The sequence below is a fragment of the Bacillus sp. FSL R5-0576 genome (genome assembly GCF_038004765.1).
Lineage (GTDB): Bacteria > Bacillota > Bacilli > Bacillales > Bacillaceae > Bacillus > Bacillus subtilis.
The window spans coordinates 3380536-3399777 of the sequence record NZ_JBBORU010000001.1 but is presented as its reverse complement, the minus strand read 5'-3'; the positions used below and the strand labels follow the sequence as shown (position 1 = coordinate 3399777).

General features: G+C 36.7%; 13 protein-coding genes. 11 read left to right on the top strand and 2 right to left on the bottom strand.

The window, feature by feature from the left end; all coding sequences use genetic code 11:
* Positions 1 to 36: 36 nt before the first annotated feature.
* From NX903_RS17435 to tagH, 5 genes are all read left to right on the top strand, one after another.
* Positions 37 to 2721, top strand: a complete 2685-nt coding sequence (locus NX903_RS17435) for a bifunctional glycosyltransferase/CDP-glycerol:glycerophosphate glycerophosphotransferase (protein WP_052728189.1) — start codon at positions 37 to 39, stop codon at positions 2719 to 2721.
* Positions 2718 to 3497 carry a DUF6270 domain-containing protein gene (locus NX903_RS17430; RefSeq protein ID WP_042975194.1) on the top strand — a complete coding sequence of 260 codons (780 nt, stop codon included), beginning with the start codon at positions 2718 to 2720 and terminating at the stop codon, positions 3495 to 3497. The genes NX903_RS17435 and NX903_RS17430 overlap by 4 nt, the downstream gene beginning before the upstream one ends.
* Before the next feature lie 21 nt (positions 3498 to 3518).
* On the top strand, positions 3519 to 5549 hold the full coding sequence (locus NX903_RS17425) for a DUF6270 domain-containing protein (protein ID WP_095843990.1): 2031 nt from the start codon (positions 3519 to 3521) through the stop codon (positions 5547 to 5549).
* A gap of 217 nt (positions 5550 to 5766) precedes the next feature.
* The gene (tagG, locus tag NX903_RS17420) at positions 5767 to 6594 is read left to right on the top strand and encodes a teichoic acids export ABC transporter permease subunit TagG (protein ID WP_014665585.1); all 828 of its coding nucleotides are present in this window, start codon (positions 5767 to 5769) and stop codon (positions 6592 to 6594) included.
* Positions 6595 to 6613: 19 nt separating this feature from the next.
* Positions 6614 to 8197, top strand: coding sequence for a teichoic acids export ABC transporter ATP-binding subunit TagH (gene tagH, locus NX903_RS17415; RefSeq protein WP_086344387.1), 1584 nt, complete (start codon positions 6614 to 6616; stop codon positions 8195 to 8197).
* Between the two features lie 38 nt (positions 8198 to 8235).
* On the opposite strand, the gene galU is transcribed toward tagH, so the two are convergent.
* Positions 8236 to 9114: a UTP--glucose-1-phosphate uridylyltransferase GalU gene (galU, locus tag NX903_RS17410; protein ID WP_003227944.1), complete on the bottom strand. Its 879-nt coding sequence runs from the start codon at positions 9112 to 9114 to the stop codon at positions 8236 to 8238.
* 340 nt (positions 9115 to 9454) lie between these two features.
* On the opposite strand from galU, the gene NX903_RS17405 reads away from it, so the two are divergent.
* The 4 genes from NX903_RS17405 (at position 9455) to wecB (ending at position 15528) form a co-directional block, all read left to right on the top strand.
* Positions 9455 to 10822: an alpha-glucosyltransferase N-terminal domain-containing protein gene (locus NX903_RS17405; protein ID WP_041850463.1), complete on the top strand. Its 1368-nt coding sequence runs from the start codon at positions 9455 to 9457 to the stop codon at positions 10820 to 10822.
* 34 nt (positions 10823 to 10856) lie between these two features.
* Positions 10857 to 12377, top strand: coding sequence for a glycosyltransferase (locus NX903_RS17400; protein ID WP_069703632.1), 1521 nt, complete (start codon positions 10857 to 10859; stop codon positions 12375 to 12377).
* A 75-nt stretch (positions 12378 to 12452) separates the two neighbouring features.
* Positions 12453 to 14363, top strand: a complete 1911-nt coding sequence (locus NX903_RS17395; protein ID WP_029318775.1) for a glycosyltransferase — start codon at positions 12453 to 12455, stop codon at positions 14361 to 14363.
* A gap of 22 nt (positions 14364 to 14385) precedes the next feature.
* Entirely contained in the window at positions 14386 to 15528 is a 1143-nt protein-coding gene (gene wecB / locus NX903_RS17390) for a non-hydrolyzing UDP-N-acetylglucosamine 2-epimerase (protein WP_077671010.1), read from the top strand.
* Positions 15529 to 15568: 40 nt separating this feature from the next.
* Here wecB and tagU read toward each other — a convergent pair whose 3' ends face one another.
* Positions 15569 to 16489, bottom strand: coding sequence for a polyisoprenyl-teichoic acid--peptidoglycan teichoic acid transferase TagU (gene tagU, locus NX903_RS17385; RefSeq protein WP_015251104.1), 921 nt, complete (start codon positions 16487 to 16489; stop codon positions 15569 to 15571).
* Between the two features lie 212 nt (positions 16490 to 16701).
* Here tagU and NX903_RS17380 point away from each other — a divergent pair, with 212 nt between their 5' ends.
* Both NX903_RS17380 and NX903_RS17375 read left to right on the top strand, forming a co-directional pair.
* Positions 16702 to 17025, top strand: coding sequence for a hypothetical protein (locus tag NX903_RS17380; RefSeq protein WP_015384797.1), 324 nt, complete (start codon positions 16702 to 16704; stop codon positions 17023 to 17025).
* A 27-nt stretch (positions 17026 to 17052) separates the two neighbouring features.
* Positions 17053 to 19206 carry a SpoIID/LytB domain-containing protein gene (locus NX903_RS17375; RefSeq protein WP_038427951.1) on the top strand — a complete coding sequence of 718 codons (2154 nt, stop codon included), beginning with the start codon at positions 17053 to 17055 and terminating at the stop codon, positions 19204 to 19206.
* Positions 19207 to 19242 lie beyond the last annotated feature (36 nt).

Below are 19242 nucleotides of genomic sequence, written 5' to 3'. Positions count from 1 at the left end.
TTTCTATAAAACAAAATTCAAAAGGAGAATGAAAACTTGGAACAAAAGAATTTTTTCTTTTCTATTATAATGGCAATTTACAATGTTGAAGAATTTTTAGATGAAGCAATAACAAGCATAATTGATCAGGCACTTGATTTTGAGCATCATATACAGTTGATTTTAGTCAACGATGGAAGTGTTGATGCATCAGGGGAAATTTGCTTAAAGTATAAAGAAGCGTATCCAGAAAATATAGTCTTTATCGATAAGGAGAATGGCGGAGCAAGTAGTGCGCGTAATGAGGGTTTAAAATATGCCAAAGGTAAATATATTAATTTCTTAGATCCTGATGATACATTGTCCCCTTCAACCCTTTTAAAAGTATATGATTTTTTTGAAAAGAATTATTCTAAAGTCGATGTAGTTTCTATTCCAATGATGATGTTTGGTAAAACAAGTGGTCCACACTTATTAAATTATAAATTTGATAAAACTAGGCTAGTTCATATCTTGAAAGAACATACAGGAATTCAATTATCAGCACCAAGTTCATTCGTGAAAAAAGAAGCTGTTAAAAATCACTTTTTTAATGAAGATATGGCCTACGCTGAAGATAGTGAATGGCTGACTAAAATTATAATGAAGCGCCAAGTATACGGTATTGTGTCAGAAGGACAATATAATTATCGACGAAGAGAAGATGCGTCATCTGCAACTCAAACAGGTAAAAATGATAAAAAATGGTATGTAGATTATTTGAAGAATTTCTCTCGAGAATTAATTAATCATAGTATTACAACATTAGGATACGTTCCAAGATACATTCAGTATATGATTGCCTATGACTTGCAGTGGAGAATAAATATAGAAGACAGAACTGATGTTTTGACGGATAAGGAAGTTGAAGAGTTTTTTGACTTGCTAGAAAGAATACTTGCATTTATAGATGACGACATAATCTTTGAACAAAAATCTCTAAACTTGCACAGAAAATATTTTTTAATCAAATTGAAATATCGAAATAAAAAAAATGTATTTAAAAAGATCTTTTTGAATCGTAATGTGAATTTATATTTTAAAGAGAAATTAATTAATTCTATGAGATATGAAGCTATAACAATGGAGCTATTAAGCATTGAAAAGGGGATTTTAACCCTTGAAGGTAATTTTGGTTCATTATTTGATGCCGCAGAATTAGAAGTGAAAGCATGTGTCAATGACAAAATATATCATGCCGAAAAAATTGATAGAACAGTACACAACTTATATTGCTTAAATAAGCCAGTTAAAGAGTACCTGGGCTTTAAGGTTGATATCCCAGTTGGTGAGCTTGCAAATAACTCGAATATTGAAATGATGATTTCATCAAATGGAAAACTAATAAAAGTAAAAATTAACTTTGGACGATTATTCCCGCTGGATAAACATATAGTTGATTTCTATACCAAAAATGGTATAGGGATTTATTTCGATCATAAACTTAATAATTTAGTAGTTCTAAAAGATAAAAATCAGATTATTAGAGCAAAAGAAAAGCGGGCTCAAAGACGTTTTAAGACCTTTAATAAAATAGGTGCTGAGAAAGCATCAAATGTAAGAAAGATTATGGAACACCTCTATAAAATAAAGAAAAATAAAAGAGTATGGCTTTTTATGGATAGAATCAACAAGGCAGATGATAATGCTGAAGCATTATTTGAATATGCAATGCAGCAGAATGACGGCATCAAAAAATATTTTATTATCAGTAAAGATAGTCCAGATTATAACAGGCTGAAAAAAATAGGACCAGTTGTTGCATACGGGTCACCTAAGCACAAATTTTTACATTTACTTGCCGATGAAATTATCTCTTCACATGCAGATGATTATGTAGTCAACCCGTTTGTGAATATGAGGAAATATTATAAGGACTTATTTAAATTTAACTTTGTTTTTCTGCAACATGGAATTACGAAAGATGATATTTCGGGATGGCTTAATAAGTATAAGAAAAATATTAGACTATTTATAACAGCCGCTCAACCTGAGTATGAGTCTATAATTAATGGTCATTATAATTATTCAAAAAGAGAAGTAATTCTAACTGGATTTCCTAGATTTGATAAGCTTGTTAATCATAATCATAAAAAGATATTAATTATGCCAACATGGAGAAATCATTTAGTAGGAAAAATAAATCCGCAAACAGGGAAAAGAGATTACTCACCACTCTTTAAAAACTCAGTTTATTTTAATGAACTTAATAATTTATTAAATGATGCTAAACTTATTAATGAGGCTAATGAAAAAGGATACGAGATCGTATTCTTCCCGCATCCAAATATTGTTCAGCAGTTGAAAGATTTCAACAAAAATAGTTCAGTGAGGATTGCGGACATTAATGAAAGTTATCGAGATCATTTCAATAATAGTGCGATTTTAGTTACAGATTATTCATCCGTTGCATTTGACTTTGCTTATCTTAAAAAACCTGTTTTTTACTTCCAATACGAAAAAAATCACTTGGAAAAAGGGTATTTTGATTACAATTCAATGGGGTTTGGAGAAGTAATTGCTGATAAAGATGCTTTAGTTGATAAGCTGATAAATTGTATGGAAAACGATTGTATAATGGATGCCAAATATATTGATAGAGTAAATCAATTTTATAAGTATACGGATAAAGAAAACTGTAAACGTGTTTATCAACAAATTATTAGTCTAGGAACTAATATTAAAGAGGGAATAAAGAAATGAAAAAAGTAGCGGTTTACGGTAGTTGTGTTACACGGGATAATTTTAACTCTCAATTTAATGCTGATTATAAAAATTTTTTTGATTGTGTATTGACCCAAAACCAATCGTCCATTATTTCAACAATGAGTAAACCTAACTACATTGTTATTGATAATGAGAACATGTCTAATCATGAAAAAAACACTTTAAAGACGGATTTTGAGAATAGCTTTCTAACCGAGATTAAATCTGTTCAGCCAGATATATTAATTTTAGATTTTTTTGCAGATGTGCATTTTGGTTACGTAGAAATTTCTAGCAATCAGTATATTACAAATAACAGGTGGACACTTCCTAAAACAAATTATTATAAACTTTCAATTCAAAATAAAAAGCAAAGCTTTAATATTGAAGATCATTTTGAAAAGTATTTTTCACTATGGAAACAAAAGTTTAATCTTTTTTATAACTATGTGAAATTAAATTGTCCCGATATCAAAATTATCTTAAATAGTGCAAGAAATGTTCATCATTTTTTTGATAAAGAAGATAAGAAAAAGTTGCTTATTAATGGAGGAAACATCAAGATAATTGATGTTGATTATTATAATAGTGTTTGGAGCAAATTTGATGCGTACGTGTTAGACAGCTTCAGTGATGTAGAGGCAATAAGTTTATTCGAAAATAAAAAATATAATTCATATGAAAACCATCCATGGGGCAAATTTTATGTTCATTATACAATGGATTACTATACCAATTTTTTGGACCAGTTAAAAAACTCAGTCTTTAAATAAATAGTATACGGAGGATTCATCGTGAAAATTGAGATAATGAACATTTCTGTAAATCTTAAAAATGATGGGTGGATAATCTTTGGTCATACACACAGAATCGAGGAATTTGAGGGCCTGGCTTTAAAATTAAAGACTAATAACATAGCCTTTGAGCAGCCTATTCAGATAAAGCTTCCTTATTCTTATATGCATAAGGAAGGTTATTTCTTATGTGAAGTGAAATTTGCTCATATAATAAAGTCGAAAAAACTCGCCTTCTCTAATGAGTGGGAATTGACAGTATTAAACCAAGATGCCCAATTACTAATTAGCTGTCTCGATGGTCAACACAAACAAGAAATAAAGCAACCAGATTCTTTGTATTTTGGGGCCTGCTCATTAGTGAATAATAAATTAGTCATTACAGTACAGCCTGACAATGCAAAATTTAGTATATTTAGTATTGAAGAGGGTAATTCACCTGACAAGTTTCATTTGAAACTTCAAATAAAGGGAGAGAAGCATAAATTATTTGAAAACAACGATTTATTATTCGTTCTTTCACGTAGGCCACATGGAACCCTTTATCAGTTTCATGAAGAACAAATAGAACTTGGAAAACTGTCTCAAGCTGATGACCATTTTGAGGTTGACCTTGATTTATATAATCTTCCGGATAATATTATTGTTGACGATTCAAACATTTGGGATTTTTATATCAAATTAGACAATAATTCTGAATCTATTTTGCTTTCTTGTTTAGTTGATAAAGAATTGCCAAGTTCTCTTGATAAATTAAGTGCACTGAGAAGCCACCCATTTCATTATGTCAAATTAAACAAAACAGGAAGCAACTCATTATCTCTGCACACATATCGAAAAGATACAAATATTGCTCAATTAACCTCATTTGAAGAAAATGACAAGATTGTAAGGCTTTATATTAAGATAAATACTAAGATAAATTCACAATGTAAAGTAGTTTTTAGAAAAAGAGAGAAAAAAGGAAATGGTTTCGAATATTATTTTTCTCAAGAATACAGTCTTCTAAATAACGGTGATCGATTTTTTTGTGAGATAGACAAAGAAAATTTGTTAAAATTGCTAAGAAAAGATCATGCGAGTGTATGGGACGTGTTCATTTTAATTGATAGTAAAGACTATGTTTATATTAGCTGTAATGAAAATATTGAGACTGATTATTTTAATATAGCTGATGGATATAAAGTGAAGTTCTTTAAAAATGGTGGAAATCGATTATCTTTGTATATGCTTTTTGACTCAAATAAAGATGCAGATACACTTAATATAGCTGTTTTAGGTACTTGTTTTAGCAGAAATGCATTCAATTCGTCATCATTTTTTAACCCTGATTACAAAAAATTTTATAAATGTTGTTATACACAATTCCATTCATCAGTCATCAGTTTGATGTCTGATCCTGTAGATATAGATTTTAATCAATATAATGATGTTAAAGAAAGTGATCGGCCATGGGTAGAAACGGATTTTAAAAAAGACTTCTTTGTAAAGTTGAAAGAAGCAAAACCGGATTACATTATTATTGATTTTTATTGCGACGCGAGTAAGCCGGTCATTAGAACTCAGGAAAATAATTATGTGACTTGTAACTATTTTATTGAAGTAAGTAAGTTCTTATCAAATTGGGATAACATACACATCATAAATCATCATGAAAATCAGAAGTATTTTGAGCTTTGGAAGAAAAATATTGGTAAATTTCTTGATAAGTTAAAAACCATTATTCCTGAAGATAAAATTATATTGAATAAGGGCAGATTTACCGAAACATATTATGGAATGGATGGTAAAATAAAAACATTTGATGATATTCCAATGATAAGGAGAAATAATTACTTTTGGGATAAATTAGATAATTATTTCCTGTCTATTGCCCCTTCAGCAAAGGTAATAGATTTGTCTGATACAAAGTTTATAGGAGATGAAAGATATCCTTATGGTTTATCTTATTCTCATTATGAATCAGATTACTACAGAGAATTTTTTAACAGATTATTAAAAATCACATCAGAAGACCAAATGAAAAATTAATTACATGAATAGTTCTAAAATAAGGTTGTTGTTATCTTATCTTTTTTTAGAACTATTCTTTTTATATTAGTTGTATATTGGATTTTTAAATTAACAAGTGGGTCTGTCGACTATTACATGAAAAATGAATGAATATCTGTTACAATATTCACCGGTGCTTTCAAATTTCTTTAACCGAAAGATCCAAAAAATCATTTAAGTCTAAGGAAGATAAACAATGAATGCATTAGTAAGAATCGTAAAAGAGCAAGTGACATCGTTTCCTTTAATTTTGCGCTTAGCTTCGTATGAGACAAAGTCTCAGTATCAGATGAATTATCTTGGCGTATTATGGCAGTTTCTCAATCCTCTCATTCAAATGCTGGCGTATTGGTTTGTATTTGGTATGGGGATTCGTAACAGCAAGCCAGTCATAACAGGTATTGGAGAAGTGCCTTTTATTGTTTGGATGCTGGCTGGTTTGATCCCGTGGTTTTTTATTAGCCCGACGATTCTGGATGGATCAAACAGTGTATTTAAACGGATCAATATGGTTGCGAAAATGAATTTTCCAATCAGTTCACTGCCTTCTGTCGTGATTGCTTCAAATTTATTTAGTTATTTTGTAATGATGGGTGTTTATGTCATTGTCCTTTTAGCAAGCGGTGTTTACCCTAGCTTGCATTGGATACAATATATTTACTATTTAATCTGCATGATTGTGTTTATGTTTTCATTTAGCTTGTTTAACTCTACAATCAGTGTGCTTGTCAGAGATTATCAATTTCTGCTGCAGGCCGTAACCAGATTATTGTTCTTTTTACTTCCGATTTTTTGGAATATCTCAGAGCAGCTCGGGAAAAATCACCCGAATCTTCTGCCTGTGCTTAAGCTGAATCCGATTTTTTATCTGATAGAAGGATTTAGGAACAGCTTCTTAGATGGAAAATGGTTTTTCCAAGACATGAAGTATACGCTGTATTTCTGGCTGTTCACATTCCTTTTATTGTTAGTGGGTTCTATTCTGCATATGAAATTCAGAGACAAGTTTGTTGACTTTCTTTAATACGTAAGGAGATTGTACGATGAAACTAAAAGTTTCGTTTCGAAATGTTTCAAAGCAATATCATTTGTATAAAAAACAATCGGACAAGATAAAAGGATTGTTTTTTCCGGCTAAGGATAATGGTTTTTTTGCTGTGCGGAATGTCTCCTTTGACGTGTATGAGGGAGAGACAATCGGCTTTGTAGGGATAAACGGATCAGGGAAATCAACCATGTCTAACCTGCTGGCTAAAATTATTCCGCCGACCAGCGGTGAAATTGAAATGAACGGCCAGCCGTCGCTGATTGCGATTGCTGCCGGTTTAAATAACCAATTAACGGGCCGGGACAATGTCCGGCTCAAGTGTTTGATGATGGGGTTAACCAATAAAGAAATTGATGATATGTATGACAGCATCGTTGAATTTGCCGAGATTGGCGATTTTATTAATCAGCCGGTTAAAAACTATTCCAGCGGGATGAAATCGCGTCTCGGTTTTGCGATTTCCGTGCATATTGACCCTGACATTTTAATTATTGACGAAGCGCTTTCTGTAGGGGACCAAACGTTTTATCAGAAGTGTGTAGACAGAATAAATGAGTTTAAAAAGCAAGGAAAAACGATTTTCTTTGTCAGCCACTCGATCGGCCAGATTGAAAAGATGTGTGACCGTGTTGCTTGGATGCACTATGGCGAGCTTCGTATGTTTGATGAAACAAAAACAGTTGTCAAAGAGTATAAAGCGTTTATTGACTGGTTTAATAAGCTGTCTAAAAAAGAAAAAGAGACATATAAAAAAGAGCAGACGGAAGAGAGGAAGAAAGAAGATCCTGAAGCGTTTGCCCGTTTCCGCCAAAAGAAGAAAAAGCCGAAATCATTGGCTAATGCGGTTCAAATTGCTATTTTGTCTATCCTGACTGTATTCATGGCAGGAACGATGTTCTTTAATGCTCCGCTTCGTACAATTGCTTCGTTTGGCGCTATTCCGCAAAATGAAGTGAAGAATCATCATGGCAATGCAAAGGGCAAGTCAGAGGAACGCTTAACCGCAGTCAATAAGCAAGGGTTTATAGCAAATGAAAAAGCGGCTGCTTATAAGGATCAGGGTTTGAAACAGAAGGCTGACGTTACACTGCCATTCGGTACAAAAGTGACGGTAGCTGCAAAAGGCAAACAAGCAGCGAAAATAAAGTTTGACGGACACTCTTATTATGTGAAACAGAGCGCTGTTGCAACTAACATGAAACACGCTGAATTGCAAGCCGCTGCATTTACGTCTTATGTCTCGCAAAACGCAGCATCTTCCTATGAATACTTTCTGAAATTCCTGGGAGACAGCAGCACCAGCATTCAATCCAAGTTGAATGGATATACTGAAGGGGATACAGCTGACGGCAGAAAAACGTTAGATTTTGATTATGAAAAAATCAGCTATGTGCTGGAGAATGATAAAGCAACAGAGCTTATTTTTCATAACATTTCTCCTATCAACCCGGCGTCACTATCCTTGAGTGATAGCGATGTATTGTATGACAGCAGCAAGAAGCGTTTTCTTGTAAATACAGCTGATCAGGTCTTCGCAGTTGATAATGAAGAGCATACGCTGACTTTGATGTTGAAATAAAAAAAGGCTATTGGATGAATGTCCAATAGCCTTTTTGTTTAGATTTCTTCTTTGTTTAGTAAACCTTCCATAAATGGAACGAGCTGATCGCGAAGTTCTTTATCCTGCATCGCAAATTCTAGAGTTGTTGTGATGAAGCCGAGCTTTTCACCAACATCATAACGCTTGCCTTCAAAATCGTAAGCAAACACTCTTTGAATTTCATTCAGTTTTTGAATGGCGTCTGTAAGCTGAATTTCTCCGCCGGCGCCAACCTGCTGCTCCTCTAAATACATGAAAATCTCAGGCGTGAATACGTAACGGCCTAAGATGGCAAGATTAGAAGGTGCTGTGCCTTTAGGCGGTTTTTCAACGAAGTTTTTCACCTGATAACGGCGGCCTTCACTTGTCAGCGGGTCAATAATGCCGTAGCGGTGTGTTTCTTCTTCAGGCACCTGCTGAACACCGATAATAGAAGAAAGTGTTTTTTCATATTCATCCATTAATTGGCGCAACCCGGGAGTTTCAGCCTGAACAATATCGTCTCCAAGCAGTACCGCAAACGGCTCATCGCCGATAAAGTTGCGCGCGCACCAGACAGCATGTCCGAGACCTTTAGGTTCTTTTTGGCGGATATAGTGAATGTCAGCCAGGTTAGAAGCCTTTTTCACTTTTTCAAGCAGCTCAGTTTTTCCTTTTTCTTCTAGGTTTCTTTCTAGCTCAGGAGAGTAATCAAAATGATCCTCAATCGCACGCTTGCTTTTTCCTGTTACGATAATAATATCTTCAATACCGGCTTCAACAGCTTCTTCAATTATGTATTGAATGGTAGGTTTGTCAACGATAGGAAGCATTTCTTTCGGCATTGCTTTCGTAGCCGGCAAGAATCTCGTTCCGAGACCTGCGGCAGGGATTATGGCTTTACGTACTTTTTTCAATTTCAAAGCACCTTCCTTAAGAACAGATTTAGGGTCACTCTTTTGAATGCTGAGTATTTAAAATGTTTGAGTTTCTTTTCTCATCAATACCCTATTTTCATTCTGTTAAACACATTTAATCATATAAGAAAAACCAATATTAAACAAGAGTCAATTCAGTGACTTTGGGGTCGAGGAAATACAAAAAAATATCATTAATTGATAGATAAAACAGTTTCAACTGATCCGGTATTTCAAGAAACATAACAGCTTTTTCATCTCTAGAGCCTGCTCAGCAAAAGTGATATAATGTAGTTCTGAAAATGTGACTGTACGAATTTATTCGAAAGGTAATAAATAGATGATGACGATTAAGGTTTCTACTCCAAAATTAGCATTTGTTTGTCAAGAGCTGAATGCTGCAAAAAAGTTTAGTATCAATACGATCGATTGGAATTATCCAATGGAAATTGTCACTTTACATCATGAGCCCAATGGGCCCTCTTCTTTTAAAGATACTGCTGTTATTAATATGTACAGCTACTTTAAAGGTTCTGAACCTCAGAAAGATAAAATCAAGCATCCGATTGAACAAGAAGGTTTAACATATATTCAAGAACCAAATAAGCCAATTTATCGTTATTACAATAATGGACGTTATATCAAATATCAAAGGTTTACAGCATCAGGAGAACTTGCTGTCATTGATTACTTTAATGAAAGCAGGCAAAGATTTAAAAGGGAAGAATATGATTTGTCTGGATATGTACATAGCTTAATGTACATGGATCTGGACACTAACAAACCGAAGCAGCATCTTTATTTAAGGGCAGATGGCACTTGTTATATGACAAAATGGTATAAGAATGATGGAACAACTGAAAAAATTGTCATTTTTGACGAAAAAGAGAATATAGTCAGTGTATTGTATTCAGAAAATGAACTTTCCCGTTATTTTCTGAGCCGCTTGATAAAGGAAGCGGATTATTTATTTATGACTTCTGAAGTTGAGTTATATACTACATTAAAATCTCTTTCAGTTGAATATTCTTCCATGTATCTAGGTTTTATAGAGACGAATGAGATGTTGGAAAACCCTGAAAAGGAAATAGGCCACCTTGATGCTTTCGTGGTTCCTTCCTTGAAGAGATATCATGACATAATTAAAAATACGGGGCCTCGCACAAATATTTATTACGTTTCTGAAGAGCCGTTTACCCGCAAGCGTTTTGTGGACAAACTAATAGATCAGGTGCCATTTAATAATCAATTGAAGGATATGAATGTTGAGCTGTTAATGGCAGAATGGCAATCAAAATCCGATTTATATTTGTCAGCCAAGGTTGAATTTAAAGGCTGCATTCCTCCCCATGCTATTGGCCGCCATAAAATGTATTGGAAGTTAAAAAATAAAAAGAGCGGCACTGAAAGCACGTTTAACGCAAAAGTAAACAGCGAGGAAGAACTAATATTTACCGTAAGCGGTACACTTCGTGTTCACTCTGTATTAGATCAGTTGTCTACCATTGAATTGCATCTCTGTTCCGAGTGGGATAATAGCTTCTTTGCATCAGGTGTGCGAATAACCGGTTCAAAGGAAATTCCATTATCAGAACAAAGTATTTCAGGCTGGCAAGTTACTTTAGAAAAAGAAAATAATTATTTGCGTGTTCAGACTGCCGAGGGATTTCGGAGAAAATTAATGAAACGGCTGTTTGTGAAAAAATAGCAGACAAGGTTTTACCAGAAGAAGGAGCTTGAAGATGAGAAGGATCTTTTCACTAATATATGAAATAGACATTGAAAAAGGCGGCATTACAAGCTCTATGATGTCAAGATCTTTTACATTTGCGGAGCGCGGCCATAAAATCGATTTGGTTACACTTGATTATAAAGACAATTATGATCAGATTGAGCAAGTGCTGAAGAGCGCTGGAAGGCTGCATGCTGATGTAAATATCCTCAATATTTATGATGACTATAAAAATCAGCATAAGCATATAAAAATTGGGGAAGCGCAACAAAGTTACTATGATCAAAATTGTAATCGCTTTGAAGAACCATATGCTGCGCATCATAATGAGGAAAAATTAGAAACGGAATACTTCAAGAATGGCTTATATATAAAAAAGAAAAAATGGGATGAGTCGGATAATCTTTTATATGTAGATCATTTCAATGAAAATATGCAAATGACAAAGCGAGAATTCTTTCATGGCGGTTATGTAAATAAAACTGTGATATTCGATACAAGAAGCGGAAAAATCAATCAAATTCACTACACAGCACCCGACGGTTTCTGTTATTTAACAGAATGGTACCATTTTAAAACAGGAGCCAGTCAAGGAGTTATGCTGTTTGGCCGTGATGAAAAGGAAGCTGTATTTTTCAAAAACAAGCACCAGTTTCATACACATTGGCTTGAAACGTTATGTGAGAAAGAAAAGGACCCTATTATCATCTGTGATGGAGTCGGAAGTGCTTCAAAAGTAAATGAAATGCGTGCAGGATTGGCAAAACGATTTTACTGTGTTCACTCAAATCATTTAGATTATCCTTATACGTTAGGCAGCAAAGTTCGAAACAATCATCAATATGCGATGGAGCATATTAAGGATTATGACGGGCTGATCGTATTAACGAATGAACAAAAAGAAGATATCATGAAGGATTTTGAGTCGAACAATAATATTTTTGTTATTCCTCATGCACCAAGAAGGCTTGAAAAATTACAAACGTATGAAAAAAAGAAAAACGAGTTTGTCATGGTGGCCAGATATCATGAGGAAAAAGGGATCGATAAGGTCATAAAAGCAATGGGAATCGTAAAAAAATCCCGGCCGGATATTGTCCTGAATATATATGGCAGCGGTCCTGGCCATAAGGAATACCAGCAATTGATCGATGATCTTAAGTTAGATAATGTACATTTAAAAGGGTATGTCGCAAATCCTGCTCCATTTTATCAGCAGGCGCTTGCCACATTATTAACATCAAAATTTGAGGGGTTTAGTCTCGCGATTTGTGAATCGTTTTCGTGCGCAACCCCTGTTGTCAGTTTTGATGTGAAATACAGCCCGAGGGAGCTCATAAAAGAACACGAAACGGGAATGCTTGTAGAACCTGATAATATTGACATGCTTGCTGAAAGTATCATTTATTTGTACGACAACCCTGAGAGAGCCATTCAATACGGAAAAAACGCAAAGAACTTAATGGATACTGAATATAGTGAAGCCCGATTATTTGAAAGATGGGAAGAAGTATTTGAAATGACGAAATAGTGCTTTTTTATACTGTTTTTGTTCATTATATGAGCTTTTGTGAATGAAATAGAAGCGGATAAGGATAGAGGTGTCATGGTGAAAATTACTGCAGCAGTACCCACATACAACTCAGAACATTTTATCTCCCGCTGCCTGGATAGTCTGGTTCAACAAACCATGCCGAATAATGAGTACGAAATTATTTGTGTAGATGATTGTTCTCAGGATGGCACGGTTTCAATATTAAAAAAGTACAGTGAACAGTATTCTAATATAACGGTTATAGAACGAGAAAAAAACTCGGGAGGGCCGGGAGAGCCGCGAAACCAGGCGATACGTGCTGCGAACGGTGAATACATTTTTTTTATTGATTCCGATGATTATGTAGGAATCGAAGCGTTTGAGAGAATGTATCAATTTGCAAAACAGCATGATTCAGATATTGTGCTTGGGAAAATGGTCGGTGTAAACGGCAGATCGGTCCCGCAAGCTATTTTTAAGGAAACGAAACCTGAGGCGGATCTTGTAAAATCTCCGCTTGTTTACTCAATAGGACCGACAAAACTTTTTAAAGTTTCACTGCTTAGAATGCATGACATATATTTCCCCTCTAATATACAGGCTACGGAGGATCAGGTATTTGTCATGCAGGCTTATTTAGAAGCGGACAAAATTTCTGTCTTGGCCGATTATGATTATTACTATGCTGTACAGCATGACGGCGAGCATATGACGTTTGCATACGTTGCGCCTCAAAGCTACTATGGCGCAATGAAGGTAATCATAGATATGATTCGTAATAGCCGTCTTTCACATAATCGCAAAATGAAGTTTATGGCGAAGTTTTTAAATCGTCATTTTGATTTTTCCAGAACAACGGACTTTACCGTAACAATCGAGGACGAACGGGAGCAGCAAACATGGATGACAGAGCTGCATCATTTTGTTGAACAAAATATACCACGGGAAATTGATAAGCTTGTTCATTCTCATACGCGGTTAAAATTACACTTTGTACGCCATAATGACCTAAAGGGCTTGAAGCAGTTTGAAGCTGATAAAGAAAATATGGCCCAATATACGTCAGTTAAAAATGGTCATATCATAGCAAACTATCCCAGCCTTATCTCATATCATTTGGCAGAGAATGAACGGATTGTTGATGACAGAAACAAAATCAGTCATTACGTGAGCGAATTTCAAATGAAGGACAACACTTTCACATTAAGAGGGTCGGTTACCCACACGGCTTTACAACCAGAGCATCAAGCTATGCAAACTTTATACGGCATTTGGGTGCACCGTGATAGAAAAACTGAAAAAATCATTTCTCCAGTGTATTCCAAGGACGGAGAATTTGAATTTCTCACGAAGTTTACTGATTTGGCTATTCATGAAGAAGATATTGGTGTGTGGGATTTCTTTATTGAATCGGGGATAGACGGCTATAAAAAACGCGTCCGAATTGGCAGCAGCAGAGAACCGTATCCTTATTCAAAACATGCTAAATATATTGGGAATAACGGGGAATATGCTTTCAGCGCACGGCCGTACTTTACTAAAACCTATGATAATTTGTCGGTGGATATCAGAAAGCAGGAAGTTCTGAAAGTCGAATTCAGAGATAATGATTCGGACCAGCATTTAACGTTCGTATTTCCTGGAAGCCAATTGTTTTTTCCGAAGCAATCTTTATTATTGCTCGAATGCAATAACCAAGAGTTTTTAATACCAATAAAAAATCAAATCAGTTCAGCTGATGGGACAGTGATACAGGTTGATCGGAATCTCGTTCAGCAAAAGTTTGCTCCGGCTTATTTACAAAACACCAATATTGTTTTATCCATTAATTCTTATAAAACCACATTGGTTCCGAAAAAGGATGTCAGTGTGTACTTTTGCAGTAAAAATATTGAAAAAAAGCTATGGTGCTTTAAAATAAAGAAGAAAGTAGATCTATTTATACAATCGGACCAATCGAAATTCTATCTAACAGCCCGTTAAACAAAGAAACCAGGTGACAAATATGAAAAAACTAAAAGTGATGACCGTTTTCGGAACCAGGCCTGAAGCGATCAAGATGGCACCGCTTGTGCTTGAATTGAAAAAATATCCTGAAATAGATTCCTATGTAACGGTAACTGCACAGCACAGACAGATGCTCGATCAGGTGTTAGATGCGTTTCATATCAAGCCTGACTTCGATTTGAACATTATGAAGGAGCGGCAGACACTGGCAGAGATTACGTCTAACGCACTTGTAAAATTGGATGAGTTGTTTAAAGATATCAAACCCGATATTGTGCTTGTCCATGGTGATACAACGACGACGTTTGCCGGAAGCCTAGCCGCTTTTTACCATCAAATTGCTGTCGGTCATGTGGAGGCGGGGCTCCGTACAGGGAATAAGTATTCCCCGTTTCCGGAAGAGCTCAATCGACAGATGACAGGGGCGATTGCTGATTTGCATTTTGCTCCGACAGGCCAGGCGAAAGACAATTTATTAAAAGAAAACAAAAAGGCCGACTCTATTTTTGTAACGGGCAATACAGCGATTGACGCACTCAACACAACGGTTAGGGATGGTTACTCACATCCTGTTCTCGAGCAGGTGGGTGAGGATAAAATGATTCTCTTGACGGCTCACCGCCGGGAAAATTTGGGCGAGCCAATGGAAAATATGTTCAAGGCCATCCGCAGAATTGTAGGGGAATTTGAAGATGTACAAGTCGTTTACCCTGTGCACCTGAATCCAGTTGTCCGGGAAGCGGCTCAGAAGCATTTTGGTGATTCTGACAGAGTGCATCTGATTGAACCTTTAGAGGTGATTGATTTCCATAACTTTGCAGCGAAATCGCATTTTATATTGACAGATTCGGGCGGCGTGCAGGAGGAAGCCCCATCTCTCGGGAAACCAGTGCTTGTTCTGCGTGATACGACGGAACGGCCTGAAGGAGTGGAAGCGGGAACGCTGAAACTTGCAGGTACGGATGAGGAAAACATTTATCAGCTGGCAAAACAGCTGTTAACTGATCATGATGAGTACAAGAAAATGTCCCAGGCTTCTAATCCGTATGGAGATGGAGAGGCTTCTCGCCGGATTGTGGAAGAATTGCTGTTTCATTACGGGTATCGGAAAGAACAACCGGATTCATTTACAGGCAAATAAAAAAGAAGCTTTGCACATTGTGCGAAGCTTCTTTTTTGTTTTACTTTTCGAGGCTTTCCTTCAGCTCTTTTGTAATATCGGAAAGGGCGCTTTCATCAGCTTGGTAGTAGTAAATTCCATTGATTTTCGTGCCTGTACCTTTTAGTTCGTGCTGTTTAATATGTTTCCGCGCACCTTTGTAATCGGACTGGATATCCCACATGTTATCGAAGGTCAAGTTCGTTTTCACATTATCTTCAACAACTTTAAACATATCTCCGAATTTCGTGATGGAAGAAATATTAGCGCCTTTATTAATAATACCTTGGATGACTTGGCGCTGGCGATCCTGGCGTCCGAAGTCGCCTCTCGGATCTTCTTTTCTCATCCGGGTATAAGCGAGCGCTTCTTTTCCGTTCAGCGTGATTTCTCCTTTGCCGAACGAATAACCGTCATAACTAAACGCGAATGTGCTGTTAACTGTAATGCCGCCAAGTGTATCAACAACGTCTCTAAAGCTTTCCATGTTCACTTTCACAAAATAATCAACCGGAACATCGAGGAAGTTCTCAACAGTGTCTACCGTCATCTGCGTGCCGCCGAAAGCGTATGAATGGTTGATTTTATCCATTGTGCCTTTTCCGATAATTTTTGTATACGTGTCACGCGGAATGCTGACCATGTCGGTTGTATTCGTTTTTGGGTTAACGGTCATATAAATGAGCGTATCGGCACGGCCCTTATCGCCGTCGCGTTCATCCACACCCATGATTAAGACGGAAAAAGGATCTTTTTTATTGATACTGACCTCTTTATCCCTCTTTTTCGATTTATCAATGCTTTCATGAATACTTGCCACGGTTGATGCTGCTTTATGCCATAAGTAGTATGCATAGCCGCCAGTTCCGAGTACAAATACGGCCACAATGGCTAAAATGACAAGTAATGCCTTTCTTTTTTTCTTTCTTTTTTCAGCTCTCATAATAAAGTCCTCGCTTTTTTGTAATCTAGTACGATTATAAGTTTCTTAATATTTGAAAACAACTAAAATTTGTCTGATTCTTTACAATAGACGGCTCCTTGTAACAAATGTTTCGGTATTTTAAGAAAATCCGCAAAAATTTTTCGTTGTTTTGAAAGAAATCTTAAAATAAGCTTAAAATTGTCGATAAAAAGTGGAGAGGTGATATAGGAATGAAAAAAATTGCTATTTTAATGTTCTCAATGCTGCTTCTTTTGTCTGCGTGCGGCACAGCTCAGAACTCATCAGGAGCAGAAACAAATTCAGACAGCCAGGATGCAGCTGCAGAAGAGACAGTAACGAAGGAAGGCACTTTTGCCGGTTTGGCAGACAGCCATACAATTGCAGTCACTATTGATGATAAAGAGACGTCGATTCAGGTTGGTTCAGACCTTCAGGACAAAATGAACAGCATTTCAGAAGGGCAAAAAGTTGTTGTCAAATATACAAAAGATTCAAATGGCGCTTTAATGCTTAAGGATCTTGAGACAAAGTAATAAAAAACTCTTAGGGGGTTCCATGTTTTGAAAAAAATGAAGCTCTTGCTTCTATCGTCAGTCACTGCGGCGGCTGTAGCATGTCCGGCGTTTATGCAGACTGCGAAAGCCGCTGATAAAACCATTTCGGTTAAGCTGAGTAATTATGTAGGCAGCAAATCAAGTTTGGATGTCGATATCACAGGCGGATATGAAATTCCCGGCTCAAGAATTGCGGATACGGAGCGATATGGAGGAGCAACCCGTTTTGATGTTGCCAATAATGTCGCCTCTGCCGGATGGACAAATCCAACGACTGTGGTCATTGTGAATCGGGACGCTTTTGCCGATGCGCTCTCAGCAACCCCGCTTGCCAAAAAGTACGATGCACCGATTTTATTAACAGACGCAGATTCGCTAACACCAAAAACAGAAAGCGAAATTGCAAAATTAAATCCTGACAATATTCTCATCATTGGCGGGACAATCAGTGTTTCTAAAAATGTAGAAAATACATTAAAAAAATATGGTTCTATCGATCGGATTGGCGGAGCAACCCGTTACGAGGTTTCTAAAAACATAGCCGATCGGATGGGGAATTACAGCCAGGCAGTAGTGGCCACAGGCATGGTCTTTACGGATGCCCTGTCAATCGCGCCATATGCTGCAATGAACGGTTATCCGATTTTACTTGCGGGAGACAATAACATCCGCAGTGATTACAAAATTCCAAGCAAGGTTACAATTGTCGGCGGTCCGTTGAGTGTCAGCACTGGTGTGGAAGCTGCATTAAAAAAGAAGGCAACTGTGAAACGGATTGGCGGCGTTTCCCGATATGAGGTATCTGCCAATATCGTTAAAGAATTAAATATGAAAGCAACAAAGGTATTTATGTCAAACGGCCAAACATTCGCGGATGCATTGACGGGATCTGTGCTTGCAGCAAAGCAGGGAAGCCCTTTACTGCTGGTTGAATCAGGCAGCCTGCCGTCACCAGTCGCTGATGTAGTAGCGTCAAAAGGAACTCAGTCATTTGCGCTGCTTGGAGGAAGCATTTCCATCAGTGATACGTTAAAGAACAAACTGGCAGATACTTTTGCAGGAACTGGATATACAGTCAAGTTAACCGGCGGAAACCTAGTGCTTTATAAAAACAGTACTGCAATCAAGACGCTTGGAACGTCTTTTACAGCACAGCCTAAAAAATATGCAACTACAAATTCTATCAGTCTGAACGGAACGCCATATCTCGGAAACATGAAATTTACAATAGAGTCAGGCAAATATGTTCGGCCAATCAATGTGAATATCCCCTTTGAAGATTATTTAAAGGGTGTTGTTCCTCATGAAATGCCGGCCAGTTGGCAGAAAGAAGCGCTTAAAGCCCAAGCTGTCGCAGCGAGAACTTATTCCATCAGTTCGGCCGGAAAAGAAGTACAAGACACCACCGCTTTTCAGGTATATGGCGGATATGACTGGAATTCAAAAACTTCAGAAGTGGTCGAAGCTACAAAAGGAAAAGTTTTGAAATACAATGGGAATTTGATTTCTGCTACGTATTCCTCAAGCAACGGCGGCTACACAGAAGCGAGCGGTGAGGTGTGGAGCAGCCAGCTTCCTTATTTAATCGCCAAAAAAGATACGTACGACCCGCAAATCAGCTGGTCTCTGTCTTTAAATAAAACCCAGCTTGATAAGAGCAGTCTGAATCTGAAAAGCCCGGGTTCATGGTGGAGCTCTAAAAATGAAACAAACTCATCATATTTGAGCGGTTTGAAAAGCTGGTTTATTAAAAATAAATACAGCAATGCCGAGTCTATCAAAATCACGAAAATATCCAGTGTGAAATTCAGCACGGAGAAAACTGCCGGTCAGCGGCCGGAAACAGCAAGCGTCACATTCTCATATTTCGTGAAAGAAAAATCAAATGGCTATATCCTGTCAAATGGAAGCCTCAGTGAAAAAACAGCAACAATTACTGTACCTGCAACAGAGCTGAGAACGATGCTTGGCGCTTCCAATATGAAGAGTACATATGCTTCTGTCTCAAGCAATACAAACGCCTTTCTCATTAGCGGTAAAGGATACGGACACGGCATAGGCATGAGTCAGTACGGAGCCAATGCCAGAGCAGCTGCCGGACAATCTTATACAACAATTTTAAGTTTTTACTATCCGGGAACAACTCTATCAAGCTATTAAAAGATTGTTAGAGTCAAAGGAGGCGAGATGCCTCCT

Coding starts and splice junctions, on each gene's coding strand:
- NX903_RS17380 (WP_015384797.1), top strand. CDS start 16,702: ATGAAAAAAATTGCTATTTTAATGTTCTCAATGCTGCTTCTTTTGTCT.
- NX903_RS17405 (WP_041850463.1), top strand. CDS start 9,455: ATGATGACGATTAAGGTTTCTACTCCAAAATTAGCATTTGTTTGTCAA.
- tagU (WP_015251104.1), bottom strand. CDS start 16,489: ATGAGAGCTGAAAAAAGAAAGAAAAAAAGAAAGGCATTACTTGTCATT.
- tagH (WP_086344387.1), top strand. CDS start 6,614: ATGAAACTAAAAGTTTCGTTTCGAAATGTTTCAAAGCAATATCATTTG.
- wecB (WP_077671010.1), top strand. CDS start 14,386: ATGAAAAAACTAAAAGTGATGACCGTTTTCGGAACCAGGCCTGAAGCG.
- NX903_RS17395 (WP_029318775.1), top strand. CDS start 12,453: ATGGTGAAAATTACTGCAGCAGTACCCACATACAACTCAGAACATTTT.
- NX903_RS17430 (WP_042975194.1), top strand. CDS start 2,718: ATGAAAAAAGTAGCGGTTTACGGTAGTTGTGTTACACGGGATAATTTT.
- NX903_RS17400 (WP_069703632.1), top strand. CDS start 10,857: ATGAGAAGGATCTTTTCACTAATATATGAAATAGACATTGAAAAAGGC.
- tagG (WP_014665585.1), top strand. CDS start 5,767: ATGAATGCATTAGTAAGAATCGTAAAAGAGCAAGTGACATCGTTTCCT.